This is a genomic window from Enterobacter genomosp. O, assembly GCF_001022965.1.
Taxonomy (GTDB): domain Bacteria; phylum Pseudomonadota; class Gammaproteobacteria; order Enterobacterales; family Enterobacteriaceae; genus Enterobacter; species Enterobacter cloacae_L.
The window spans coordinates 365307-390908 of sequence record NZ_LECZ01000025.1 but is presented as its reverse complement, the minus strand read 5'-3'; the positions used below and the strand labels follow the sequence as shown (position 1 = coordinate 390908).

Here is a 25602-nt window from a genome sequence, read left to right as displayed (position 1 = left end):
TGCATCAGAAGGACCCGGTAATGGCAAATCACAGCCGTGCAGGCCAACCTGCACAACAAAGCGATTTGATTAACGTCGCTCAGCTGACCGCGCAGTATTACGTGCTGAAACCGGTCGTGGGCAACGCAGAACACGCAGTGAAGTTTGGTACATCTGGTCACCGCGGTAGCGCGGCGCGCCACAGCTTTAACGAACCGCACATTCTGGCGATTGCTCAGGCCATTGCCGAAGAGCGCGCTAAAAACGGCGTTACCGGTCCGTGCTACGTGGGTAAAGACACCCATGCGCTGTCTGAACCGGCGTTCATCTCTGTTGTGGAAGTGCTGGCCGCAAACGGCGTTGATGTGATTGTTCAGGAGAACAACGGTTTTACCCCAACGCCTGCGGTGTCTAACGCTATCCTGGTGCACAACAAAAAAGGTGGCGCGCTGGCTGACGGGATCGTTATCACGCCATCCCATAACCCACCGGAAGACGGCGGCATCAAATACAACCCACCTAACGGTGGCCCGGCAGACACCAACGTCACCAAAGTGGTGGAAGACCGTGCAAATGCCTTGCTGGCTGACGATCTGAAAGGCGTGAAGCGCATCTCCCTGGATGCCGCCATGGCGTCCGGCCACGTGAAAGAGCAGGATCTGGTTCAGCCTTTCGTGGAAGGGCTGGCGGATATCGTTGACATGGCGGCGATTCAGAAAGCCGGCCTGAAGCTGGGTGTGGATCCGCTGGGCGGCTCCGGTATTGAATACTGGAAACGTATCGCCGAGCATTACAAGCTGGATCTGACCATCGTGAACGATCACGTCGATCAGACCTTCCGCTTTATGCACCTCGATAAAGACGGCGCGATCCGTATGGACTGCTCCTCCGAGTGCGCCATGGCGGGCCTGCTGGCGCTGCGCGATAAATTCGACCTGGCGTTTGCTAACGACCCGGATTATGACCGTCACGGTATCGTCACCCCTGCCGGGCTGATGAACCCGAACCACTATCTGGCCGTCGCGATTAACTACCTGTTCCAGCACCGTCCGCAGTGGGGCAAAGAGGTGGCCGTCGGTAAGACGCTGGTCTCTTCAGCCATGATCGACCGCGTGGTCGACGCCCTGGGTCGCAAGCTGGTGGAAGTGCCGGTGGGCTTTAAATGGTTCGTTGATGGTCTGCACGACGGCAGCTTCGGCTTCGGTGGTGAAGAGAGCGCCGGTGCGTCATTCCTGCGCTTCGACGGCACGCCGTGGTCAACCGATAAAGACGGCATCATCATGTGCCTGCTGGCGGCGGAGATCACCGCGGTCACCGGTAAGAACCCGCAGGAACATTACAACGAGCTGGCGGAGCGTTTTGGTGCGCCAAGCTATAACCGCATTCAGGCTGGCGCGACCTCTGCTCAGAAAGCCGCTCTGTCCAAACTCTCTCCAGAGATGGTCAGCGCAAGCACCCTGGCGGGTGACCCGATCACCGCGCGTCTGACGGCGGCGCCGGGCAACGGCGCATCCATTGGCGGTCTGAAAGTGATGACCGAAAACGGCTGGTTCGCTGCGCGTCCATCCGGTACGGAAGATGCGTATAAAATCTATTGCGAAAGCTTCCTCGGCGCTGAACATCGTCAGCAGATTGAGAAAGAAGCGGTAGAGATTGTCAGCGAAGTGCTGAAAAACGCGTAAGTGGTGTTTGGTGCGGGCTGATGCCCTCACCCCGTCCCTCTCCCACAGGGAGAGGGAGAAAACATTAAAAACGGCAACCTCCGGGTTGCCGTTTTGCTTTTACCTAACTATGTTTATTCTTCAATTCAAATCTCGGCGATACCAGACCGTACAGCGTCCAGCCCATAAAGGTCACCATCGCGCCATACAGCATCGCCTCCTGGCCGGATGAGTAGAGCGCATAGAAGCTGTAAATCGCCCCAATCAGCGCCACGATATTCGCCGCACGCGCCTTGCGTGGATCCACCTTCGCGACTTTCTGAATAATCACCAGCGCCGCCATCGACAGAATATACGGAATGATATTCGTCACTACCGCCAGGTTGACCAGCACGTTGAACTGGCTGTTCAGCGACGGGCTAATGGTCATCAGCGACAATCCGCTCTGGAAGATGACAATGGCCAGCATGCCCTGTACCGGCGCATCGGCTTTGGTCACGCGGGAGAAGATTTTCGGGAAGTAACCTTCATCAGCCGAAGATTTGAACACCTGCGCGATGGTGAACTGCCAGCCGAGGAGCGAACCGCAGCAGGACATAACCATCAGCCCCATGATCACTTTCCCGACTTCCGGGGTGAACATCTGCGCGAAGGCCAGCCCGAACGGCGCCGTGGATTTAGCCAAATCCATGTTCGGTACGATGCCGGCAATAACGTTAGTCGAGATGATATAGATCACCGCCGCGCCCAGCGTTCCGCCCAGAACGGCAATCGGGACGTTCTTTTCCGGGTTCTCTACCACTTCCGCGTTTGCACAGGCCGATTCCAGACCGAGGAAGGCCCACAGCGTCATGGCGATGGAGGACCCGACAGCGGTAAAGAACGGCACATGGTGCGGGTTCCAGGAGTTCGCGTACAGGGTCGGGCTGAACCAGAACCAGCCGATGATGCACAAACCCACAACCGGGATAATCACGCCCCAGACGGTGATGCTACTCAGCTGTCCGGTGATTCGTGCGCCGCCAAAGTTGGCCACGGTGCAGATCCACAGCACGCCGGTGGTTGCTAAACCAATCTGTACCGGGCTGAGCGTGGCACCAAACAGCTCCGTGCCGTAACCCACGGCGGAGATGGCAATCGCCACGTTAGCAATCAGCAGCGACACGCCGTAGGTATAGTTGGCCATAAAGTTGCCCGACTTGCCAAAGGCATACTCCGCATAGCCACCCATCCCGCCTGACTTGCGGCTGAACATCCCGCACTTGGCAAATGCCCACGCCAGCGCCATTGAACCTACGGCGGTCACCAGCCAGGAAATAATCGAAATGGTTCCCACTTCGGCAAGCTTGGTGGGCAGCATGATGATCCCGGAACCCATCATGTTCACCATGGTGAGGATGGTCAGCTGCACCACGCCCATCTTATTGGACTTACTCATAATTTCTCTCCCTTCAGCAGCGCGGGCTGAGCGGCGGGTTGTTTAATGACGTAGCAGCGAACCTGTTTGCGACCGTCACACTCCTCGACGTATACGCCCTGCAGCTCTGGCGCAAAGCCCGGTAACAGGTTGATCCCTTCTTCCAGCGCGGCAAAGTAGCGCAGCACGGAACCGCCCCAGACTTCCCCCGGGACAACACACAGCACCCCTGGTGGATAAGGAAGGGCGCCTTCGGCGGCGATGCGGCCTTCCGCGTCGCGCAGGGACACCAGTTCAACCTCACCACGCAGATAGGCGTAGTTCGCGTCCTGCGGGTTCATCATCACCCGTGGGAAGTGAGACTTGCGGAACATCTCTTTTTGCAGCTGTTTTACGTTGTGGCGGGCGTACAGGTCATGCATTTCCTGGCAGATCTGGCGCAGGGTGTAATCCGCGTAACGTTCCGGATGCTGTTTGTAGAGAGACGGCAGTACCTCTTTTAGCGGCACATCGCTCTCGAGCAGTTTTTCGAAGCGAACCAGCTGTGCCACCAGCTGCTGCAGCTTGCCCATATCTTCGGCAGGCGTGAGCAGGAACAGGATCGAGTTGAGATCGCATTTCTCCGGCACAATGCCGTTTTCACGCAGGAAGTTGGCGAGGATGGTGGCGGGCACGCCGAAGTCGTCATACTCACCGGTGCGGGCGTTAATGCCCGGCGTGGTCAGCAAGAGCTTGCACGGATCGATAAAATACTGATGCTCAGCGTAGCCTTCAAAAGCGTGCCAGTTTTCACCCGGTACGAAGTGGAAGAAGCGCAGATCGGTTGCAATTTCCGCCGTGTCCCAGCTTTCCCACGGACGGCCATCCACCGTTTCCGGCACGAAGGGGCGCAGATACTGACAGTTTTGCAGGATTAACTTGCGCGCTTCGATACCGTTCACCACGCAGTCCATCCACATGTTGCGCCCGCTCTGGCCTTCATGCATCCGGGCGTTGATGTCCAGCGCGGCAAACAGCGGATAGAACGGGCTGGTGGAGGCGTGCATCATAAAGGCATTATTCAGCCGCTTGTGCGGGACATAGCGCTGCTGGCCTTTGATGTGGCTGTCTTTCTTGTGGATTTGCGAGGTCTGTGAGAAGCCGGCCTGCTGTTTATGCACGGACTGGGTGACCAGGATCCCCGGGTCGTTTTCGTTCAGCTCCAGCAGCAGCGGAGAGCAGTCGGCCATCATCGGGATAAACTGCTCGTAACCCACCCAGGCCGAGTCAAACAGGATGTAATCACACAGATGACCAATCTTATCCACCACCTGACGGGCGTTATAGATGGTGCCATCGTAGGTACCCAGCTGAATCACCGCCAGACGGAACGGACGCGCATCGCGTGCACGGCCAGGTGCGACCTCTGCCACGAGCTCGCGCAGATAATGTTCTTCAAAGCAGTGGGCGTCAATGCCGCCAATGAAGCCGTAAGGGTTGCGCGCGGTTTCAAGATAGACCGGCGTAGCGCCTGCCTGAAGGAGGGCACCGTGATGGTTGGATTTATGGTTGTTACGGTCGAACAGGACCAGGTCACCCGGGGTGAGCAGGGCATTAAGCACCACTTTGTTGGATGACGAGGTGCCGTTCAGCACGAAGTAGGTCTTATCGGCGTTAAAGACTTTTGCCGCGTGCTGCTGCGCAATGCACGGCGCGCCTTCGTGGATCAGCAGATCGCCCATCGCCACGTCGGCGTTGCACAGATCGGAGCGGAAAAGCGTCTCACCAAAGAAATCGACAAACTGGTTACCGGCAGGATGACGGCGGAAGAACTGCCCACCCTGATGCCCCGGGCAGTCAAACGCGCTGTTGCCCTGCTTCACGTAGTCGACCAGGGCGCGGAAAAACGGTGGACGCAGCTGGGTTTCATACTTCTGGGCTGCCGCTTCCAGCTGGCGTCCGTAAAAGTCGTTGCTGGTGTCTGAATACTCAAATACGCCATGAATGCGCGATAAATAATCAGCCGGGATGATCTCTTCTTTGTGTGTTGCGACAAAAACAGGAATGCCAAAACCGGTGGCTTCTATTTCTTCCAGGATGCCGTCAGTAATATCGCTGACCGCCAGAACAACGGCGGCAACATCAATATAATCCGAGATGCGGACATCCACCAGCTCACGCTGGGTGCTAAAGCAATCCGGACATGCACGGCTGGCTGCAATTTTTAAACTTTTCATCTTTCTCTCTTTATTTTAGATAACATGCGTCCCTCGATTTCTTGTAAGAAAGAAATCGATAATTTCCCGGAAAAAAAGCAAAGGATGGCCGCTGATTAAAATCAGTGAATTGCTTTTTTTGATGATTGAAATTCAGTCCGCCCGGTGCGGATGAGTCTGAATCAAGATGAATAAGCGCACGGGTTCACAGGCAATAGCCTGTAAAATAAGGTGTTTCAGGATGACCTGTAAGCGAGCGCGCCAGAAGTCGAAGGACTACCGGGCGTTAAAGAGGTGAAAGTCAAAGCAGTTTCGGTGGGCAAACATCATGATATGTGTTGTCCGCCTTATATGGGGCATCAAGCGATTATTGTTTTCCATGTTTCATTTTCCTTTCAGTAATTGAAAGCATGGTCATTTTATCCGGGAAAAAGGGATTAACTGTGATCATGATCACCGTTAACCGATCATTTTAGAAATAAATATTCGTTTTTGATGAATATCTCAGATCAAAATTCTGATTTGTTGATGTGGTGTTAATAACATGTTTTTCTAATGTTTTAGCGCGAGAAAATAATGAAAGATGTTCTTAATGGTTTTATTTTAAATGAGTGATGATGGGTTTTTATTATTAATTAAAAATAAAAGTGAATAGATATTCAGACCATAAACCGATAACCGATACCGGTTTCAGTTAATAAATGGCGAGGGCGAGCGGGGTCAACTTCGAGTTTCTGACGAAGGTGTCCCATATATATGCGTAAATAGTGACTGTGTTCTACAGCGTTAGGTCCCCACACCTGATTTAACAGCTGGCGTTGGGTAAGTACCTTACCGTGGTTGTTGAGCAGCACGGCGAGCAGGCGAAACTCGATTGGCGTGAGATGGATCTCTTCTTCACCGCGCACAATTCGTCGCGCGGCCAGGTCAACCCGGATATCGCTAAACGTATAGACTGGGTCGGCTGGCGTGGTTGCGCTGTGGCGACGCAGCGCCACGCGAAGGCGAGCCTGCAGTTCGCCGATGCCAAAAGGTTTAATCAGGTAGTCATCCGCTCCGGCATCCAGCGCGGCGATTTTATCTGTCTCTTCAGTGCGGGCGGAGAGCACCAGAATCGGCATCTGGCTCCACTGGCGAACTTCCCGAATGAAGTCGATGCCGTCACCATCCGGCAGCCCAAGATCGAGGATCACCAGGTCCGGCTTGCGGGTAGCGGCTTCAATTAAACCCCGTTGAAGCGTACTCGCGTCATGAACGCGCAGACCGTCTCCTTCCAGCGCAGCGCGCAGAAACCGACTAATGGCGATCTCATCTTCAACAATCAGAACGTTGATCACAAATCCTCTGGTAATTCATTAAGTTCTGGCGGGGTTTCCAGAGGAAGTGTAACACAAAAACGCGCGCCGCCTTCCGGGCGATTCTCTGCGGAAATGGACCCGCCGTGAACGTCAATAATCGCCTGGCAAATCGCCAGCCCCAGCCCGACGCCCGGAATGGCCGACTCCTTATTGCCGCGCGCGAATTTTTCAAAAATAGCCAGCTCTTGCCCGGCAGGAATGCCCGGACCGGTATCCCAGACCTCAAGATGAAGCGTGCCATCTTTCACCGTCGCATCCACGCCAATCCGCGCGCTGGCACCCGCATATTTGCCGGCATTTTCCAGCAGGTTGATCAGCACCCGTTCGAACAGCGGGCCATCAACGTGAATCAGGGTCAGGGGCTCAGGCATGTTCAGCGCGATATGTCGCCCACCCAGACCGGGTTCGAGCATTTTCAGGGCGCTGCCCACCACCTCTTCAAGCGTGAGCCACTCTTTTTTCAGGTTAAAGCCGCCTGACTGAATACGCGCCATATCAAGCAGGTTATTCACCAGACGCGTGGTGTTCAGCACGTGCTGGCGGATCTCGCTGGCCTGAAGGGCATGTTTAGAGCCCTCCGCCGCCAGGTCCAGCGTCAGGATTTCTGACTGACCAAACAGGACGGTGAGCGGGGTTCGCAGATCGTGAGACAGCGCCGCCAGCAGCGAGTTACGAATGCTTTCACGCTCGCTTGCCAGCCGGGCCTGCTCTTCGCTGGCGGTGAGCGCAAGCCGCTCGAGCGCGCTGGCAACCAGCAGGGTGAAAGTCTCGAGCAGCCGCTGCTGTTCGGGGATCATCAGCTGGCGCAGGTTGGATGGCTCAACGATGACCAGCCCCTGATTTTTATCGGCACTGCGCAGCGGCAGAATTTGATAAGGCACGCCGGGCAGGGTGTCGGTCCCTGCGCCCGCAGGTAATCCTTTATCAAAGCTCCAGCGCGCGATGGCCTCGTCCCAGGGCGTCATGCCTGAGGCCGACGTCAGCGGGCGCAGCCTGCCATGTTCGTCCGGGAGTAAAATCAGGTTGCTGGCATGAAACGTCGAGCGGATAAACTGCTCGCTGGTTTGCACGATATCCAGCGGGGTACGGCCAACCGCCAGCGACTTCGACATCTCATAGAGATGGCGCGTGCGCTGTTCGCGGTAGCGGGCGATACGCGCCTGATAGCGCACGCCCGCCGTCAGATTCCCGATCACCAGCCCGACGGTGAGCATCACGCCAAAGGTGAGAATGTACTGCACGTCTGAAACCGCCAGCGTGCCGCGCGGGGCGATAAAGAACAGATCGAAGCTGATGACGTTGATGACGGTCGCAAGTACCGACGGCCAGCGCCCGTAAAAGAGCGCAACTACCACCACGCCAAGGAGATAAATCATCACCAGGTTGGCCGCGTCGAAGGCAAACAGCCACTGGCTGGCAATCATGGTTATGAGGGCACAGAGCACGACGGCAACAAGACAGCCGCGAATTTGCATCCGCCATTTATCACCAAACGCCCGCGCGTCCGGTGTTCGGGAGGGCAGGGACGTGGGTTTGTCGTCCAGCGCCACGATCACCAGATCCAGATCCGGCGCGCGGCGGGCCAGTTTGTCAGCAAACGATTCGCGGCTAAACCAGCGGCGATGCTGGCGACGGCCAATCACGATTTTCCCCAGGTTATGCTCGCGCGCGTAGCGCAGAATGGCTTTATCTTCTTGGGGATCGGACAGGGTGGCGGTTTCGGCACCCAGCTCCTGCGCCAGGCGCAGCGAACTCAGAATAGCGCGGCGCTGGTTTTCGGGCAGGGCGTGTAGCTGCGGCGTTTCGACATACACCGCGTGCCAGACGCTGCCAAATTTGGCCGCCAGCCGGGCCGCGGTGCGGACAAGCTTTTCATTGCCGCTGCCGTGGCCCACGCACAGCAGGATGGCGTCTCGCGTGTGCCAGACGCGTTCCTGTCCCTGTAAGTCGCGCCAGGCGCGCATCTGATCGTCCACCCGGTCGGCGGTTCGCCGCAGGGCCAGTTCGCGCAGGGCAATCAGGTTTCCTTTACGGAAGAAATGTTCGATGGCGCGCTCGGCCTGGCCGGCGATATAGACTTTGCCTTCGTGCAGGCGCTGGCGTAAATCATCGGGGGGTAGGTCGACCAGCATCACCTCGTCGGCGGAATCGAAGAACGGATCGGGTACCGTTTCGCGCACCTGAATGCCGGTCACGCCGCTGACCACGTCGTTCAGGCTTTCGAGATGCTGAACGTTAACCGTCGTGAAAACATCAATGCCGGCCTCAAGTAACTCTTCAACGTCCTGCCAGCGTTTGGGATGGCGCGAGCCTGGCGCATTGCTGTGCGCCAGCTCGTCCATCAGGATAAGAGCGGGACGGCGGGCGAGGGCCGCATCGAGATCGAATTCGGTGACTAACCGACCGCGGTGGCTGATGCGTCGGGGCGGCTGGGTGGCCAGCCCCTTCAGCAGCGATGCCGTCTCTTTACGTCCGTGGGTTTCGACCACGCCGATCAGAATATCGAGCCCCTGCGCCCGAAGCCGCTGGGCTTCCGTCAGCATGGCGAAGGTTTTCCCGACGCCCGCGCAGGCGCCAAAGAAAATTTTCAGTTTGCCGCGATGGGCTTCAGCCGTCTGTTCGAGCAGCCTGTCCGGATCCGGGCGCATGGGCTCGTCGGTCATTTAGTTTTTCCTTAGCGCGTCCAGCGCCAGATTCAGCTCAACAATATTCACCACGGGCATGCCGATGAAGCTGACCAGCGGCTTTTGCGTGTGCTCGGCAACCAGCTGGCTAACCTGTTCGACGGTCAACTGACGGGCGGCGGCGACGCGCGGAATTTGCCATGCCGCCGCTGCCGGCGTCAGGCTGTAGTCCAGCCCGCTGGCCGAGGCGGTCACCAGCTCCACGGGAACGTCACGGCTGGCCTGCGGATTAGCGGCGCGCAGGGCTGCCACACGCCCGGCGACGGCTTTGTCCAGCTCGGGGTTGCTGCCCGCCAGGTTACTGCCGCCGGATGCCATCGGATTATACGGGCTTTCGGCAGTGGCGGAAGGGCGTCCCTGGAAGTAGCGGACATCCGTAAAGTTCTGTCCAATCAGGCGCGAACCGCGGTTTTCACCGTTTTGCATAATCAGCGAGCCGTTGGCCCGATCCTTAAACCACCACTGGCCCAGCGCGGTGGTCACCAGCGGATACAGCCCGCCGGTAATGAGAGACAGCAGAATAAATAGAAGTATAGCGGGGCGTAACATCGTCATTTGATTCACCTTTTAAACCAGGCCAAACAGCGTCAACAGCAGGTCGATAACCTTGATACCGATGAAAGGCACCACCAGCCCGCCGAGGCCGTAGATCCACAGGTTGCGGCGCAGCATGGCGGCGGCGGTGAGCGGCTTATAGCTCACGCCCTTCAGCGCCAGCGGGATCAGGAAGACAATAATCAGGGCGTTAAAAATCACCGCACTGAGAATGGCCGAGGACGGAGAGTGCAGGTGCATCACGTTCAGCGCGTTTAATTGCGGATAGGTCGCGGCAAACGCGGCCGGAATGATGGCGAAATACTTCGCCACGTCGTTGGCGATGCTGAACGTGGTCAGCGAACCGCGCGTCATCAGCATCTGCTTACCGATGTGTACCACTTCAATCAGCTTGGTCGGGTTGGAGTCGAGGTCAACCATGTTGCCCGCCTCTTTTGCGGCCTGCGTACCGGAGTTCATCGCTACCGCCACGTCGGCCTGCGCGAGGGCTGGGGCATCGTTGGTACCGTCACCGGTCATCGCCACCAGACGGCCTTCCGCCTGATACTGACGAATCAATGCCAGCTTGGCTTCCGGCGTTGCTTCGGAAAGAAAATCATCCACGCCCGCTTCGGCGGCAATCGCCGCTGCGGTAAGACGGTTGTCCCCGGTGATCATCACCGTTTTGATCCCCATTTTACGCAGCTGGGCAAAGCGCTCTTTGATGCCGCCTTTGACGATATCCTTCAGGGCGATCACTCCGAGCACGCGAGCACCCTCGGCCACCACCAGCGGCGTTGCCCCCTGACGGGCCACGCTCTCGACCAGGCTGTCCACTTCCGGTGGGAAGTGGCCAGTGTTGGCCTCAATGTGGCGACGGATGGCATCGACAGAGCCTTTACGGATCATGCGATCCTGAATGTTAATGCCGCTCATGCGGGTTTGCGCCGTGAAGGGCACGAAAGTGGCGTGCAGGCTCTGAACGTCGCGCTGGCGCAGGTTAAAGCGCTGCTTGGCGAGAACCACAATGCTGCGGCCTTCCGGGGTTTCATCGGCAAGGGAGGAGAGCTGTGCCGCATCCGCCAGCGTTTTTTCATCCACGCCCGGGGCGGGTAAGAAATCTGACGCCTGGCGGTTGCCGAGGGTAATGGTCCCGGTTTTATCCAGCAGCAAGACATCCACGTCACCGGCTGCTTCCACCGCACGCCCGCTGGTGGCGATGACGTTAGCACCAAGCATGCGGCTCATCCCGGCCACGCCGATGGCAGACAGCAGGCCGCCAATGGTGGTTGGGATCAGGCAGACCAGCAGAGCCACCAGAACAGTGATGGTGACCGCGGTGCCGCCATAGGCGGAGAACGGCCACAGCGTCGCGGTGGCCAGCAGGAAGACGATGGTCAGCGCCACCAGCAGGATGGTCAGCGCGATTTCGTTTGGCGTTTTGCGACGCTGCGCGCCTTCCACCATAGCGATCATCCTGTCGAGGAAGGTTTCACCCGGGTTAACGCTGCACTGGATCACCAGCCAGTCGGAGAGAATGCGCGTCCCGCCCGTCACGGAGGCGAAATCGCCGCCGGATTCACGGATAACCGGCGCGGATTCCCCGGTAATAGCGCTTTCGTCCACCGATGCGCCCCCTTCAATAACTTCCCCGTCGCAAGGGATAATGTCACCGGCTTCCACCAGCACCACATCGCCTTTACGCAGTTCATCCGCCGGAACGTGATCCATCTGCGCGCCGTATTTCGGCTCACGTAACTTGCGTGCGAAGGCGGTTTTTTTCACCCCTTTCAGGCTGTTGGCCTGTGCTTTACTCCGGCCTTCCGCCAGCGCTTCTGCAAAGTTGGCGAACAGCACGGTAAACCACAGCCACAGGCTGATGGCGGCGGTAAACATCGCGTTTCCCGGCATGTGGCCCGTTCCCATGGCAATTGCCAGGGCGGTGGTCAGGACGCTTCCCGCCCAGACGATAAACATCACCGGGTTGTGCCACTGCACGCGCGGGCTCAGCTTTTTCACCGCGTCCATGAGCGCCTGGCGAACTAATGACGGTTCGAACAGGGCCAGTTGTTTACGACTCATGACAATTTCTCCGCAAAATCAGCGTAAAGAGAGGTATTCCGCGACCGGGCCTAACGCGAGGGCGGGGATAAAGGTCAGGGCGCCGACCAGCAACACGGTGCCCGTCAGCAGGCCGATAAACAGCGCGCCGTGGGTCGGCAATGTTCCGGTGGTGGTCGGTTGAATTTTTTTATTCACCAGCGATCCGGCAATCGCCATGACCGGCACAATGATCCCGAAGCGACCCACAAACATGCAGAACGCCAGCAGACAGTTCCAGAACGGTGAGTTGGCGCTTAAGCCTGCAAAGGCGCTACCATTGTTGTTGGCGGCCGAGGAGACGGCATACAGCACTTCGCTAAAACCGTGAATGCCCGGGTTAAAGATGCCGCTGCGTCCTGCCTCGGTCATCAGCGCCAGCGCGGTGCCGAGCAGCACAAGGGCAGGGGTGACCAGAATCGCCAGCGCGGTTAATTTCATTTCGCGAACGTCGATTTTTTTACCCAGGTATTCCGGGGTGCGGCCAATCATGAGACCGGCAATAAACACCGCCAGCAGCACGAACAGCAGCATGCCGTAAAGACCGGAGCCCACGCCGCCAAACACCACCTCGCCAATCTGCATCAGCCACATCGGGATCATGCCCCCCAGTGCCGTAAAGGAATCGTGCATGGCATTGACTGCGCCGCACGAGGCCGCTGTGGTGACCACCGCATACAGGCTGCTGGCGAGAATGCCGAAGCGGCTCTCTTTACCTTCCATGTTGATCGCGCTATCGGCGCCCAGCGAGAGGAAGTGCGGATTACCCTGCCATTCGGCCCACATCACCAGTGCGGCACAGACCACAAAGATAAGCGACATCGTCCAGAGCAGAGTGCGCCCCTGACGGCGATCGTTGACCACGTCACCGAAGGCAAAGCAGAGCGCGGCGGGGATCAGGAAAATGGCCAGCATCTGCACAAAATTGGTCAGTGCGGTAGGGTTTTCAAACGGATGCGACGAGTTGGCGTTAAAGAAGCCCCCACCGTTCGTCCCGAGCATCTTGATGGCTTCCTGAGACGCGACTGGCCCCATCGGCAGAAGCTGTTTTGCCCCTTCCAGCGAGGTATAAGGTGCGTAGGGCAGCAGGTTTTGCAGGGTGCCTTGCTGAATAAAGAACAGCGCGATTAGCAGCGCAATTGGCAGCAGGATCCACAGCGTTATGCGCGTCAGATCCACCCAGGCATTGCCCAGCGTACTGACTTTCTGGCGGGCAAACGCGCGCGTCAGCGCGAAGATCACCGCGATACCGCTGGCGGCAGAGAGGAAGTTTTGCACGGTTAAGCCGGCCATCTGGCTGAAGTAGCTCAGCGTGGTTTCACCGGAATAGGACTGCCAGTTGGTGTTGGAGACAAAACTGACCGCCGTGTTCAGCGCAAGATGCCAGGACAAGCCCGGTAATTGTTGCGGGTTCAGCGGCAGGCTGCCCTGCAGCATCAGCATGGCAAAAAGCGCAATCAGCCCAACGATATTCAGCAGCAGAATGGCTAGCAGATATTCGCGCCAGTTCATCTCCCGATCGCGTATCCCCAGCACGCGCCAGATCCCTTTCTCAACGCTTCCCGTGCCGGGCAAGGGGACGTTGTTGATAAGCCGTGCCAGCCCTGTTCCCAGTGGCCGGGCCAGGACGAACAGGACCACTAAGAAGCTGGCGATAAGCAAAAACGCCTGAGCAGCCATCAGAATGCCTCCGCATTAATCAGGGCATAAACCAGATAGCCCAGTAACAGGAACACCAGCACGATGCCGGCAATAAGACCTGCACTCACAATCCACCTCCGGGTGACTTTTGTTGTTGTGCTAACGGTAGGATTTATGGCGCAAAGATTTCGCAAAAATGAGAAGGGCGGGTGTAAAAAAAGTATAAAAATGAGAAAGCCCACAATTTAACTATTGATAAGTAAATCGTTAACTTTTTTGTAACTTAGTTACGGCGTGAATGTAAATTTTCACTAAACGGGCGAAAATAAGTGGTCGGATGAGTAGTAAAATTACAAACAAAGCGATATTATTTTAGCCAGGTCACAGATTTTGAATTTTCCGGATGACGTTTCCGGCCAACTATAGGGGAGAAAATATGGATCTTTATAAAGAGTATCCGGCTCATATCGTGTTCATGCGTCGCACTTTCGCCGTAGTGGCTGGCGTGCTGGCTCTGCCGGTGATGCTGTTCTGGAAAGATCGTGCACGTTTTTACAGCTATCTGCACCGCGTATGGGCGAAAACCAGCGAGAAGCCGGTATGGATGGACCAGGCCGAGAAAGCGACCTGCGATTTTTACTGATACGAAGACTACACGCAGCAATAAAAAAACCGCCAACAGTAATGTGGCGGTTTTTTTGTCCCTCAGGATTCGCGGTCCGTTGGGTGGTTTATCAAGCTCTCACACAGAGGTTTTCAAGCATACTTCTGCAAGCTGAAGATTCAAACGCTTAGATCCTAAATATATTCTTAAAAACAATTTCAATGGATTACGCTTCGTTCGCGCGGAGATTACTATGCAGCGTCCCTTTCCGCCATCTCGCAAATGGGCACCGGTCACGGGAGAGGTATTTCCACAACCGTGAGTCAGGCTCCACACAGGGCTTGTGTCCACCGACTTATCACCGGTGGTGAACGGTGGAGCGGTTAGCTGCAGGGACCGCATAATGAAACGCTATATATGCATTGCGTTCATTGTCGCCAGCGTACTTGTTGTTAAGCGTGATGAACCGACCGGGTTTGTTGCATTGACCACGATAGCGCAGGACAAGTAGCGTTAAGGCCGCCTCGGGCGGCCTTTTTTATTTCATCCCGTCTACACTTCATGGCAAAGTACATTAAAAGCCCGCCGCTTTTTCCTTTGGTGGCGTGCCCTTACGGACATAATGGATATTTGCCTGGAGTTTTATGCCCACCCATCTGGTTTGGTTTCGCGCGGACCTGCGCGTGCATGACAACATCGCTCTTGCGGCTGCCTGCCGCTCTCAGGATGCCAGGGTGCTGGCGCTGTTTATCGCCACGCCCGGACAATGGCAGCAGCATGATATGGCGCCCCGACAGGCCGCTTATCTCAACTCGCATCTGAATGAACTGCAATGCTCGCTTGCCGAAAAAGGCATTCCGTTGATTTATAAAGAGGTCAGTGACTTTGCCGCGCAGCTTCTGGCGGTGCAGGAGGTGTGCCAGCAGCACCAGGTCACGCATCTTTTTTATAACTATCAGTACGAACTGAACGAGCGCCAGCGGGATCGCCAGCTGGAGGCAACGCTGAAAGACGTGCAGTGCCAGGGCTTTGATGACAGCGTAATGCTGGCGCCGGGCAGCGTTATGACAGGCAATCATGAGATGTACAAGGTGTTTACGCCCTTTAAAAACGCCTTTGTTAAACGTCTTAAAGAGGCGCTGCCGGAGTGCGTGGCCGCGCCCGCAGTTCGGGGGGAGGCGTTAACGGACCTGCCGGAACTGACGTTTAATTATCCCCAGGCGGCGTTCGATGCGCTTCTGTTCCCCGCCGACGAGAAATCTGCTATCGCGAAGCTGCGCCAGTTTTGCAAACAGGGCGCGGGTGAGTATGACGCGCGCAGGGATTTCCCGGCCATTGAAGGGACCAGCCGTTTATCCGCGTGCCTGGCGTTGGGCGTGCTCTCTCCTCGCCAGTGTTTGCATCGTCTGCTGGCCGAGCAGCCTCAGGCGCTGGACGGCGGGCCCGGGTCGGTGTGGCTTAACGAGCTGATCTGGCGCGAGTTCTATCGCCATCTGATGACGTATCACCCTGATTTATGTAAACATCGGCCATTCATTTCGTGGACCGATAACGTAACATGGCAGCACGATGAGGCGCTCTTCCAGGCGTGGCAGAAAGGTGAAACGGGCTACCCCATTGTGGACGCCGCGATGCGTCAGCTAAATGAAACCGGGTGGATGCACAACCGTCTGCGGATGATTACCGCCAGCTTCCTGGTGAAAGATCTGCTTATCGACTGGCGTGCCGGGGAGCGCTATTTTATTTCTCAGCTGATCGATGGCGATCTGGCGGCGAACAACGGCGGCTGGCAGTGGGCCGCCTCGACCGGCACCGATGCGGCTCCCTATTTCCGGATTTTTAATCCCACCACCCAGGGGCAAAAATTTGACGCAGACGGTGACTTCATTCGCCGCTGGCTGCCCGCGCTCAGGAATGTTCCTGCGAAAGCGATCCACGACCCGTGGACATGGGCGGATAAACAGGGCGTGAAGCTCGATTATCCCCGTCCGATTGTTGACCATAAACAGGCGCGCGTCGCCACGCTGGCGGCCTATGAAGCCGCCCGCAAAGCTTGAGAGAGTGATGATGAAAAATAGCGAACTGGAAAGCCTGATCAACGAAAAACTGAACAGTACCGCCTTCAGCGATTACGGCCCGAACGGGCTTCAGGTTGAAGGACGTGAGACGGTGCAAAAAATTATCACTGGCGTGACGGCAAGCCAGGCGCTGCTGGACGAGGCTGTTCGTCAGGACGCCGACGCGGTGATTGTCCACCACGGTTATTTCTGGAAAAACGAATCGCCGATTATTCGCGGCATGAAGCGCAACCGCCTGAAAACGCTGCTGGCAAATGACATCAACCTGTACGGCTACCACCTGCCGCTGGATGCGCACCCGGAGCTCGGTAACAACGTTCAGCTGGCGCAGTTACTTGGAATTACCGTGATGGGCGAAATTGAGCCGCTGGTGCCGTGGGGCGAACTGGCGATGCCGGTTCCGGGGCTGGAGCTGGCCTCATGGATCGAAGCGCGCCTCGGGCGTCGTCCTCTGTGGTGCGGCGATACCGGACCGGAACTGGTGAAGCGTGTTGCCTGGTGCACCGGGGGCGGGCAGGGCTTTATCGATAGCGCCGCGCGCTTCGGTGTAGACGCGTTTATTACAGGCGAAGTCTCGGAGCAGACGGTTCACTCCGCCCGCGAGCAGGGGCTCCATTTCTACGCCGCAGGGCACCATGCCACGGAGCGTGGCGGCATTCGCGCCCTCAGCGAATGGCTGACGGAAAATACCGATCTGGATGTGACCTTTATTGATATCCCTAATCCGGCCTGATGAGAGGTAGTTAAGTGCAGCGAGCGCGTTGTTATCTTCTGGGCGAAACCGCAGTGGTACTGGAGCTGGAGCCGCCCGTTACGCTGGCTACGCAAAAGCGTATCTGGCGGCTGACCCAGCGTCTGGCCGATATGCCTGAAGTGGTTGAGGCCATTCCGGGCATGAATAACATTACCGTCGTGCTGCGTAGCCCGCATACGCTGGCTCTGGATGCCATCGAACGCTTGCAGCGCTGGTGGGAAGAGAGTGAGGCGCTGGAGCCTGACTCCAGAACGATTGAGATCCCGGTGGTGTACGGTGGTGCGCAGGGGCCCGATCTCTCCGTGGTCGCCGAGCACTGCGGGTTAACGGAAAAGCAGGTTGTTGAGCTGCACGCCTCCGTTGATTACGTGGTCTGGTTTTTAGGGTTTCAGCCGGGCTTTCCGTATCTTGGCGGGCTTTCCCCGAGGCTGCATACGCCGCGTCGCGCGGAGCCGCGCCTGAGCGTGCCGGCAGGCACCGTCGCAATTGGTGGCGAACAGACCGGCATTTATCCACTGGCTTCGCCTGGCGGCTGGCAGCTTATCGGACACACGTCCACGCCGTTATTTGAACCCGGGCAGGCATCGCCGGTCCTCCTGCGTCCTGGCGATACCCTCCGCTTTATCCCGCAGAAGGAGGGCGTATGTTAACGCTTATTCGCGCCGGGCTTTACACCTCCGTTCAGGATGCGGGCCGCTTTGGCATGCGCCAGTCCGGCGTGAGCTACTGTGGCGCGCTGGACAGGCCCGCGCTGGAGATTGCTAACGTGCTGGTGGGCAACCCCGGCAATACGGCGGCGCTCGAAATTACGCTGGGGCAGTGTGTCATTGAGTTTAGCCACGAGACCTGGTTTGCGTTAACCGGCGCCGGGTGCGATGCCACGCTTGATGGCAAAGCGGTCTGGACCGGCTGGCGGCTGCGGGCGAAAGCCGGGCAGCGTTTAACGCTTAAGCGCCCTCTGCACGGTGTACGCAGCTATCTTGCGGTTGCGGGCGGGATTGACGTGCCGGAGGTGCTGGGCTCATCCAGTACCGATCAGAAAGCCGGTATTGGCGGCCACGAAGGACGCCTGTTGCAGGATGGCGATCGTCTGGCGATCGGGCCCTCTGCGCGCCACTTCTCGACGGCTCAGGGCGTGAAGCAGCTCCTCTGGGGGAACCAGATCCGCGCCCTGCCGGGGCCGGAATATCATGAATTTGACGAGGCCTCTAAAGAGTCCTTCTGGCGTTCGCCGTGGAAGCTTAGCCCGCAAAGTAACCGCATGGGATATCGCCTGCAGGGACAGCCGCTGACCCGTACGACGGACCGAGAATTGCTTTCCCACGGGTTGTTGCCCGGCGTCATTCAGGTGCCGGGTAATGGTCAACCTATTGTGTTGATGAACGATGCGCAGACGACGGGCGGTTATCCGCGTATTGCCTGCATTATTGAGGCCGATCGTTACCATCTGGCGCAAATTCCCCTGGGACAGCCGATCCACTTCGTGCAATGTTCGCTGGAGGAGGCGCTGAAGGCGCGTCAGGATCGGCAGCGCTACCTGGAACAGCTGGCGTGGAGGCTCGATGGTAAAGATTGATTTAAACGCCGACTTGGGCGAGGGCGGCAGCGCGGATGCCGAGCTGATGACCCTGGTCTCCTCGGTCAATATCGCCTGCGGCTTTCACGCGGGTGATGCGCGGATCATGCTGGAGAGCGTGCGCAATGCCCTTAAAAACGGCGTAGCGATTGGCGCTCATCCGAGCTTTCCCGACCGGGAAAACTTTGGCCGCACCGCGATGAACCTGCCGCCGGAGACGGTCTACGCCCAGATGCTGTACCAGATTGGCGCGCTGGAAGCGATTGTGCGAGCCCAGCAGGGCGTGTTACGCCACGTGAAGCCGCACGGCATGCTCTACAATCAGGCGGCGAAAGATCCCGCTCTTGCTGACGCCATTGCCCGCGCGGTACGGGATTGCAACCCGCAGCTGATACTGGTTGGCCTGGCGGGTAGCGAGCTTATCCGCGCCGGGCAGCGTCTGGGGTTAACCACGCGTCAGGAAGTGTTTGCGGACAGAGGATATTTGCCCGATGGCAGCCTGGTCCCGAGGACCCAGCCCGGCGCGTTAATCACCTATGCATCTCAGGCGCTGGCGCAGACGCTTCAGATGGTGCGGGAGGGCACGGTCAACGCGACGGATGGCTCTACGGCCAGCGTGCAGGCGGATACGGTTTGTTTACACGGTGATGGCGAGCATGCGCTGCAGTTCGCGCGCCGCTTACGGGCGGCCTTTGCAGAGCAGGGGATCCTCGTCAGCGCCTGACACTCACGATAAGGACAGAAAAATGCCTGAAGGCCCGGAGATCCGCCGCGCAGCGGATAGCCTCGAGGCGGCGATAAAGGGCAAAACCCTGACGGATGTCTGGTTTGCTTTTCCTCAACTGAAAGCGTTTGAAGCCCAGCTGGTGGGCCAAACGGTGACGCATATTGAAACGCGCGGGAAGGCGTTGCTTACGCACTTTTCCCATAACCTGACGTTATATAGCCATAACCAGCTTTACGGCGTCTGGCGAGTGGTTAACGCGGACGAGCAGCCGCAAACCAACCGCGTGCTGCGCGTCAGGCTGCAGACGGCGGATAAAGCAATTCTGCTTTACAGCGCGTCGGATATTGAAATGTTAACCCCGGAGCAACTGCTTACTCACCCGTTCTTACAGCGGGTCGGGCCGGATGTGCTGGATATGCGCCTGACGGCGAGCGATGTTAAAGCCCGCTTGTTATCCCCCAAATTCCGCAACCGGCAATTTTCCGGATTACTGCTCGATCAGGCGTTCCTGGCAGGGCTGGGTAACTATCTGCGGGTAGAAATTCTGTGGGAAGTGGGGCTGGCACCGCAGCACAAAGCGTCTCAGTTAAGCGATGAACAGCTGGAGGCGCTGTCCCACGCGCTGCTGGATATTCCGCGGCTATCCTATAACACGCGCGGCGTGGTGGATGAGAACACGCATCACGGGGCGCTGTTCCGCTTTAAGGTGTTTCATCGGGCGGGAAAGAAATGCGAAAGGTGCGGCGGCATTATCGACAGGATAATGCTCTCTTCACGACCGTTTTACTGGTGTCCGCACTGTCAGAAATAAAAGAAAACGGTAACCCTGAGGTTACCGTTTTTAATATTTTCACCCTCTCCCTGTGGGAGAGGGCCGGGGTGAGGGCATCAGGCCACACCCAATGTCTTTTAGCGCTTAATATCAGACTTAAAATCACGCTGCTCGTAGCCGGTGTACAGCTGACGAGGGCGAGCAATTTTCATGCCTTCGCTGTGCATTTCGTTCCAGTGCGCAATCCAGCCTACGGTACGCGCCATCGCGAAGATCACGGTGAACATGGAAGACGGAATACCCATCGCTTTCAGGATGATACCGGAGTAGAAATCGACGTTCGGGTAGAGTTTCTTCTCGATGAAGTACGGGTCGTTCAGCGCGATGTGCTCAAGTTCCATCGCCACTTCCAGCAGGTCATCTTTGGTACCCAGCTCTTTCAGCACTTCGTGGCAGGTCTCACGCATGACGGTCGCGCGCGGGTCGTAGTTTTTGTAAACACGATGACCGAAGCCCATCAGGCGGAAGGAGTCATTCTTGTCTTTCGCGCGACGCACGAACTCAGGAATGTGCTCAACGGTGCTGATCTCTTCCAGCATCTTCAGTGCCGCTTCGTTCGCGCCACCGTGCGCCGGTCCCCACAGGGAGGCGATGCCCGCAGCGATACAGGCGAACGGGTTCGCGCCTGAAGAGCCTGCGGTACGGACGGTGGAGGTCGAGGCGTTCTGTTCGTGGTCAGCGTGCAGGATCAGAATACGGTCCATCGCGCGTTCCAGCACCGGATTCACTTCGTACTCTTCGCACGGCGTGGAGAACATCATGCGCAGGAAGTTACCCGCGTAGGAGAGGTCGTTACGTGGATACACAAACGGCTGGCCGATGGAGTATTTGTAACACATCGCCGCCATGGTTGGCATTTTGGACAGCAGGCGGAACGCCGCGATATCGCGGTGACGTGGGTTATTCACGTCAAGGGAGTCGTGGTAGAACGCCGCCAGCGCACCGGTAATACCGCACATCACCGCCATCGGGTGAGAGTCACGACGGAACGCATGGAACAGACGGGTAATCTGCTCATGGATCATGGTGTGACGGGTCACGGTGGTTTTGAATTCATCGTATTGCGCCTGCGTCGGTTTTTCGCCGTTCAGCAGGATGTAGCACACTTCCAGATAGTTGGATTCGGTGGCTAACTGATCGATGGGGAAGCCGCGATGGAGCAGGATACCTTCGTCACCGTCAATGTAGGTGATTTTGGATTCGCAAGATGCGGTAGAGGTAAATCCTGGGTCAAAGGTGAAAACCCCTTTAGAACCCAGCGTACGGATATCAATAACATCCTGACCGAGCGTGCCTTTTAGCACATCCAGTTCAATAGCATCATCACCATTTAGGGTGAGTTTTGCCTTTGTATCAGCCATTTACGGTCTCCTTAGCGCCTTATGCTTAAGACTGCGCTTTACCGGATTTGCTTTCAGCTGTTAATCACCGTTACCAGATTGTTATTTGGCTTACCGCTCAGCTCACGAGGACAAACCAGGGTACAGAGCTATGGCGCCTTGCAGGTAAACGAATGAAATATCAGTGAAACAACAGCAAATCAGCGTTTTTGCAGTCCGAATTATTCAAACCTGTATATCACTAATAACTGTCCTGATAACTTCGGTCAATACCATCACACTGTTACATAACTATTTGTCAGGTGAAAGAGAGACCTCATAACTTTTGAGCATTATATGCCTTTTCTGATGACGTTTGTAACAATATTGTTTAACATTTGTCAAATCAGATGATTAAAAATTAAAAAGATGTTGTTATCGTGACCCTGATCACTGTTCCAGAGAAAACCCGACAAACTGTATGTAGGTTAATTGTAATGATTTTGTGAACGGCCTATACTGCCGCCAGGTCTCCGGAACACCCTGCAATCCCGAGCCACCCAGCGTTGTAACGTGTCGTTTTAGCATTTGGAAGCAATGTTTTGCATGACGCGCAGTTATAGAAAAGGAACGCTGCTTGACCCGCATCGCAGTCCGGAGGAAGGAAACAATAAGAACAGCATGTGGGCGTTATTCATGATAAGAAATGTGAAAAAACAAAGACCTGTCAATCTGGATCTCAAAACGATCCGGTTCCCTGTAACAGCAATAGCGTCCATTCTGCACCGTGTATCCGGTGTGATTACGTTTGTGGCGGTCGGTATTCTACTGTGGTTACTGGGCACCAGCCTCTCTTCTCCTGAAGGATTCCTCCAGGCCTCTGCCATCATGAACAGCTTCTTCGTAAAATTCATCATGTGGGGCATTCTGACCGCGCTGGCGTACCACGTTGTTGTGGGTGTTCGCCATATGCTGATGGACTTCGGCTACCTGGAAGAAACGTTCGAAGCCGGGAAACGCTCCGCTAACATTTCATTTGTGATTACAGTCGTGCTTTCACTTCTCGCAGGAGTTCTCGTATGGTAAGCAACGCCTCCGCATTAGGACGCAACGGCGTACATGACTTCATTCTTGTCCGTGCTACTGCCATCGTTCTCACCCTTTATATCATCTATATGATCGGTTTCTTTGCGACCAGCGGCACGCTGACGTGGGAAATCTGGAGCGGGTTCTTCGGATCTGCCTTCACCAAAGTGTTCACCCTGCTGGCGCTGTTCTCCATCCTTATTCATGCCTGGATTGGTATGTGGCAGGTGCTGACCGATTACGTTAAACCTCTGGCGATTCGCCTCCCTCTGCAGCTGGCCATTGTTGTTGCTCTGGTGGTTTACGTTATTTATGGATTCGTTGTGGTGTGGGGTGTGTAATGAAACTGCCAGTCAGAGAATTTGATGCTGTAGTCATTGGTGCGGGTGGCGCAGGTATGCGTGCCGCACTGCAAATTTCCCAGAGCGGCCAGACCTGTGCGCTGCTCTCAAAAGTTTTCCCGACCCGTTCCCATACCGTGTCTGCGCAGGGCGGTATTACCGTTGCGCTGGGTAACTCCCATGAAGATAACTGGGAATGGCACATGTACGACACGGTAAAAGGTTCCGATTACATCGGCGACCAGGATGCCATCGAATATATGTGTAAGACTGGCCCGGAAGCGATTCTGGAGCTGGATCACATGGGTCTGCCGTTCTCCCGTCTGGAAAATGGCACCATCTATCAGCGTCCGTTTGGCGGCCAGTCGAAAAACTTCGGCGGCGAGCAGGCGGCACGCACCGCGGCAGCGGCTGACCGTACCGGTCACGCGCTGCTGCACACGCTGTATCAGCAGAACCTGAAAAACCACACCACCATTTTCTCCGAGTGGTACGCGCTGGATCTGGTGAAAAACGCCGATGGCGCAGTGGTAGGTTGTACCGCGCTGTGCATCGAAACCGGTGAAGTGGTTTACTTCAAAGCCCGCGCAACCGTGCTGGCCACCGGCGGGGCAGGCCGTATTTATCAGTCCACCACTAACGCCCACATCAACACCGGTGACGGTGTCGGTATGGCAATCCGCGCTGGCGTGCCGGTGCAGGATATGGAGATGTGGCAGTTCCACCCAACCGGTATCGCCGGTGCAGGCGTTCTGGTGACGGAAGGCTGCCGTGGTGAAGGTGGCTACCTGCTGAACAAACACGGCGAGCGCTTCATGGAGCGTTATGCCCCAAATGCGAAAGACCTGGCGGGTCGTGACGTGGTGGCGCGTTCCATCATGATCGAAATCCGTGAAGGCCGCGGATGTGACGGCCCGTGGGGTCCACACGCGAAGCTGAAACTCGACCATCTGGGTAAAGAGGTGCTGGAATCCCGTCTGCCGGGCATTCTGGAGCTGTCCCGCACCTTCGCTCACGTCGACCCGGTGAAAGAGCCGATTCCGGTTATCCCAACCTGCCACTACATGATGGGCGGTATTCCGACCAAAGTGACCGGCCAGGCGCTGACCGTGAACGAGCAGGGCGAAGACGTGGTCATCCCTGGCCTGTTCGCGGTAGGCGAGATTGCCTGCGTATCCGTACACGGTGCAAACCGTCTGGGCGGCAACTCCCTGCTGGACCTGGTGGTGTTTGGTCGTGCGGTGGGTCTGCATCTGCAGGAATCCATTGCCGAGCAGGGCGCGCTGCGTGATGCGACCGACGACGAAATCGATGCCTCTCTTGAGCGCCTCAACCGCTGGAACGGTAACCGTAACGGCGAAGATCCGGTGGAAATCCGTAAAGCGCTGCAGGAATGCATGCAGCACAACTTCTCGGTATTCCGCGAAGGCGACGCGATGGCGAAAGGTCTTGAGCAGCTGAAAGCGATCCGCGAGCGTCTTAAAAACGCCCGTCTGGACGACACCTCCAGCGAGTTCAACACCCAGCGCGTTGAGTGCCTGGAACTGGATAACCTGATGGAAACCGCGTTCGCAACCGCGATGTCGGCAAACTTCCGTACCGAAAGCCGTGGCGCGCATAGCCGCTTCGACTTCCCGGATCGTGATGACGAAAACTGGCTGTGCCATTCCCTGTATCTGCCAGAGTCGGAAACCATGACGCGTCGTAGCGTCAACATGGAACCGAAACTGCGTCCGGCGTTCCCGCCGAAGATTCGTACTTACTAATGCGGAGACAGGATAATGAAACTCGAATTCTCAGTTTATCGTTATAACCCGGATGTTGATGACGCTCCGCGTATGCAGGACTACACCCTGGAAGCGGAAGAAGGTCGCGACATGATGCTGCTGGATGCCTTAATCCAGCTGAAAGAAAAAGATCCGACGCTGTCGTTCCGCCGCTCCTGCCGTGAAGGGGTGTGTGGCTCTGACGGCGTGAACATGAACGGCAAAAATGGCCTGGCCTGCATCACGCCAATTTCAGCGTTGCAGCGCCCTGGCCAGAAAATTGTTATCCGTCCTCTGCCAGGCCTGCCGGTCGTGCGTGATTTGGTGGTAGACATGGGGCAATTCTATGCACAATATGAGAAGATTAAGCCTTACTTATTGAATAATGGGCAAAATCCACCCGCTCGCGAGCACTTACAGTCTCCTGAGCAGCGTGAAAAACTCGATGGGTTGTACGAGTGTATTCTCTGTGCATGTTGTTCAACGTCCTGCCCGTCGTTCTGGTGGAACCCGGACAAGTTCATCGGCCCGGCCGGTCTGCTGGCTGCCTATCGCTTCCTGATCGATAGCCGCGACACCGAAACCGACAGCCGTCTGGAAGGACTGAGTGACGCTTTCAGCGTATTCCGCTGCCATAGCATCATGAACTGCGTCAGTGTGTGTCCGAAGGGGCTGAACCCGACGCGCGCCATCGGCCATATTAAGTCGATGCTGCTGCAGCGCAGTGCGTAAGTAGTGAGAGGGGAGCGCTGTTCCCCTCACCCTAACCCTCTCCCAAAGGGAGAGGGAACAGATTGCAGAAACCTTTAAAAACTGCCCTGAAGTCTAGACAGTTTCTAAAGGTTCCTTCGCGGGCCAAAGTAAAAGAGCTCGCAGGTGAACCCCGGCACGTACACGGTGTGTGCGTGGTAGTTTCTACGGCGAAAGTAAGCATAAAAATGCTTAAGGGA

At 56.8% G+C, this 25602-nt stretch carries 22 protein-coding genes; 12 read left to right on the top strand and 10 right to left on the bottom strand.

Annotated elements, in window-relative coordinates; genetic code table 11:
- The first annotated feature begins 20 nt into the window (after window positions 1-20).
- Window positions 21-1661 (top strand): phosphoglucomutase (alpha-D-glucose-1,6-bisphosphate-dependent), encoded by a 1641-nt coding sequence (gene pgm / locus ABR39_RS11770; RefSeq protein WP_047347084.1) that lies wholly within the window; start codon window positions 21-23, stop codon window positions 1659-1661.
- Window positions 1662-1764: 103 nt separating this feature from the next.
- Here the strand turns inward: pgm and potE are convergent, their stop codons facing one another.
- The 9 genes from potE to kdpF form a co-directional block, all read right to left on the bottom strand.
- Entirely contained in the window at window positions 1765-3078 is a 1314-nt protein-coding gene (gene potE, locus ABR39_RS11765; RefSeq protein ID WP_047347083.1) for a putrescine-ornithine antiporter, read from the bottom strand.
- A complete protein-coding gene (gene speF / locus ABR39_RS11760) occupies window positions 3075-5273 on the bottom strand; it encodes an ornithine decarboxylase SpeF (RefSeq protein WP_047347082.1) in 2199 nt (732 codons plus the stop codon). The genes potE and speF overlap by 4 nt, the downstream gene beginning before the upstream one ends.
- A 255-nt stretch (window positions 5274-5528) precedes the next feature.
- Window positions 5529-5633 carry a leader peptide SpeFL gene (speFL, locus tag ABR39_RS25410; RefSeq protein ID WP_003858645.1) on the bottom strand — a complete coding sequence of 35 codons (105 nt, stop codon included), beginning with the start codon at window positions 5631-5633 and terminating at the stop codon, window positions 5529-5531.
- A gap of 278 nt (window positions 5634-5911) precedes the next feature.
- Window positions 5912-6589 carry a two-component system response regulator KdpE gene (gene kdpE / locus ABR39_RS11755; RefSeq protein WP_047347081.1) on the bottom strand — a complete coding sequence of 226 codons (678 nt, stop codon included), beginning with the start codon at window positions 6587-6589 and terminating at the stop codon, window positions 5912-5914.
- Window positions 6586-9273, bottom strand: a complete 2688-nt coding sequence (kdpD, locus tag ABR39_RS11750; protein WP_047347080.1) for a two-component system sensor histidine kinase KdpD — start codon at window positions 9271-9273, stop codon at window positions 6586-6588. The genes kdpE and kdpD overlap by 4 nt, the downstream gene beginning before the upstream one ends.
- Complete coding sequence (gene kdpC, locus ABR39_RS11745) at window positions 9274-9849, bottom strand: potassium-transporting ATPase subunit KdpC (protein WP_047347079.1); 576 nt, start codon at window positions 9847-9849, stop codon at window positions 9274-9276.
- Between the two features lie 12 nt (window positions 9850-9861).
- Window positions 9862-11910 (bottom strand): potassium-transporting ATPase subunit KdpB, encoded by a 2049-nt coding sequence (gene kdpB / locus ABR39_RS11740; RefSeq protein ID WP_047347078.1) that lies wholly within the window; start codon window positions 11908-11910, stop codon window positions 9862-9864.
- An 18-nt stretch (window positions 11911-11928) separates the two neighbouring features.
- The gene (gene kdpA, locus ABR39_RS11735; protein WP_047347077.1) at window positions 11929-13608 is read right to left on the bottom strand and encodes a potassium-transporting ATPase subunit KdpA; all 1680 of its coding nucleotides are present in this window, start codon (window positions 13606-13608) and stop codon (window positions 11929-11931) included.
- Window positions 13608-13697, bottom strand: a complete 90-nt coding sequence (gene kdpF, locus ABR39_RS24395) for a K(+)-transporting ATPase subunit F (RefSeq protein WP_014069365.1) — start codon at window positions 13695-13697, stop codon at window positions 13608-13610. The genes kdpA and kdpF overlap by 1 nt, the downstream gene beginning before the upstream one ends.
- Window positions 13698-14005: 308 nt before the next feature.
- On the opposite strand from kdpF, the gene ABR39_RS11725 reads away from it, so the two are divergent.
- From ABR39_RS11725 to nei, 7 genes are all read left to right on the top strand, one after another.
- On the top strand, window positions 14006-14212 hold the full coding sequence (locus ABR39_RS11725) for a YbfA family protein (protein WP_014069366.1): 207 nt from the start codon (window positions 14006-14008) through the stop codon (window positions 14210-14212).
- 605 nt (window positions 14213-14817) lie between these two features.
- A complete protein-coding gene (gene phrB, locus ABR39_RS11720) occupies window positions 14818-16230 on the top strand; it encodes a deoxyribodipyrimidine photo-lyase (RefSeq protein WP_047347075.1) in 1413 nt (470 codons plus the stop codon).
- Window positions 16231-16240: 10 nt separating this feature from the next.
- A complete protein-coding gene (locus ABR39_RS11715; RefSeq protein WP_047347384.1) occupies window positions 16241-16984 on the top strand; it encodes a type 2 GTP cyclohydrolase I in 744 nt (247 codons plus the stop codon).
- A 14-nt stretch (window positions 16985-16998) separates the two neighbouring features.
- The gene (gene pxpB, locus ABR39_RS11710) at window positions 16999-17655 is read left to right on the top strand and encodes a 5-oxoprolinase subunit PxpB (protein ID WP_047347074.1); all 657 of its coding nucleotides are present in this window, start codon (window positions 16999-17001) and stop codon (window positions 17653-17655) included.
- Window positions 17649-18581, top strand: coding sequence for a 5-oxoprolinase subunit PxpC (gene pxpC, locus ABR39_RS11705; RefSeq protein ID WP_047347073.1), 933 nt, complete (start codon window positions 17649-17651; stop codon window positions 18579-18581). The genes pxpB and pxpC overlap by 7 nt, the downstream gene beginning before the upstream one ends.
- A complete protein-coding gene (pxpA, locus tag ABR39_RS11700; RefSeq protein ID WP_047347072.1) occupies window positions 18568-19305 on the top strand; it encodes a 5-oxoprolinase subunit PxpA in 738 nt (245 codons plus the stop codon). The genes pxpC and pxpA overlap by 14 nt, the downstream gene beginning before the upstream one ends.
- Before the next feature lie 22 nt (window positions 19306-19327).
- Window positions 19328-20119 (top strand): endonuclease VIII, encoded by a 792-nt coding sequence (gene nei, locus ABR39_RS11695; protein ID WP_047347071.1) that lies wholly within the window; start codon window positions 19328-19330, stop codon window positions 20117-20119.
- A 98-nt stretch (window positions 20120-20217) separates the two neighbouring features.
- Here nei and ABR39_RS11690 read toward each other — a convergent pair whose 3' ends face one another.
- A complete protein-coding gene (locus ABR39_RS11690; RefSeq protein WP_047347070.1) occupies window positions 20218-21501 on the bottom strand; it encodes a citrate synthase in 1284 nt (427 codons plus the stop codon).
- 639 nt (window positions 21502-22140) lie between these two features.
- Here ABR39_RS11690 and sdhC point away from each other — a divergent pair.
- From sdhC to sdhB, 4 genes are read left to right on the top strand one after another with little or no spacing between them, the layout of a single operon-like run.
- Window positions 22141-22545, top strand: coding sequence for a succinate dehydrogenase cytochrome b556 subunit (gene sdhC / locus ABR39_RS11685; RefSeq protein ID WP_020684965.1), 405 nt, complete (start codon window positions 22141-22143; stop codon window positions 22543-22545).
- The gene (gene sdhD, locus ABR39_RS11680; protein ID WP_008501088.1) at window positions 22539-22886 is read left to right on the top strand and encodes a succinate dehydrogenase membrane anchor subunit; all 348 of its coding nucleotides are present in this window, start codon (window positions 22539-22541) and stop codon (window positions 22884-22886) included. The genes sdhC and sdhD overlap by 7 nt, the downstream gene beginning before the upstream one ends.
- Window positions 22886-24652: a succinate dehydrogenase flavoprotein subunit gene (gene sdhA / locus ABR39_RS11675; RefSeq protein WP_003858619.1), complete on the top strand. Its 1767-nt coding sequence runs from the start codon at window positions 22886-22888 to the stop codon at window positions 24650-24652. Before sdhD ends, sdhA begins: the two co-directional genes overlap by 1 nt.
- Before the next feature lie 15 nt (window positions 24653-24667).
- Window positions 24668-25384, top strand: coding sequence for a succinate dehydrogenase iron-sulfur subunit SdhB (gene sdhB / locus ABR39_RS11670; RefSeq protein WP_008501090.1), 717 nt, complete (start codon window positions 24668-24670; stop codon window positions 25382-25384).
- Window positions 25385-25602: the final 218 nt, after the last annotated feature.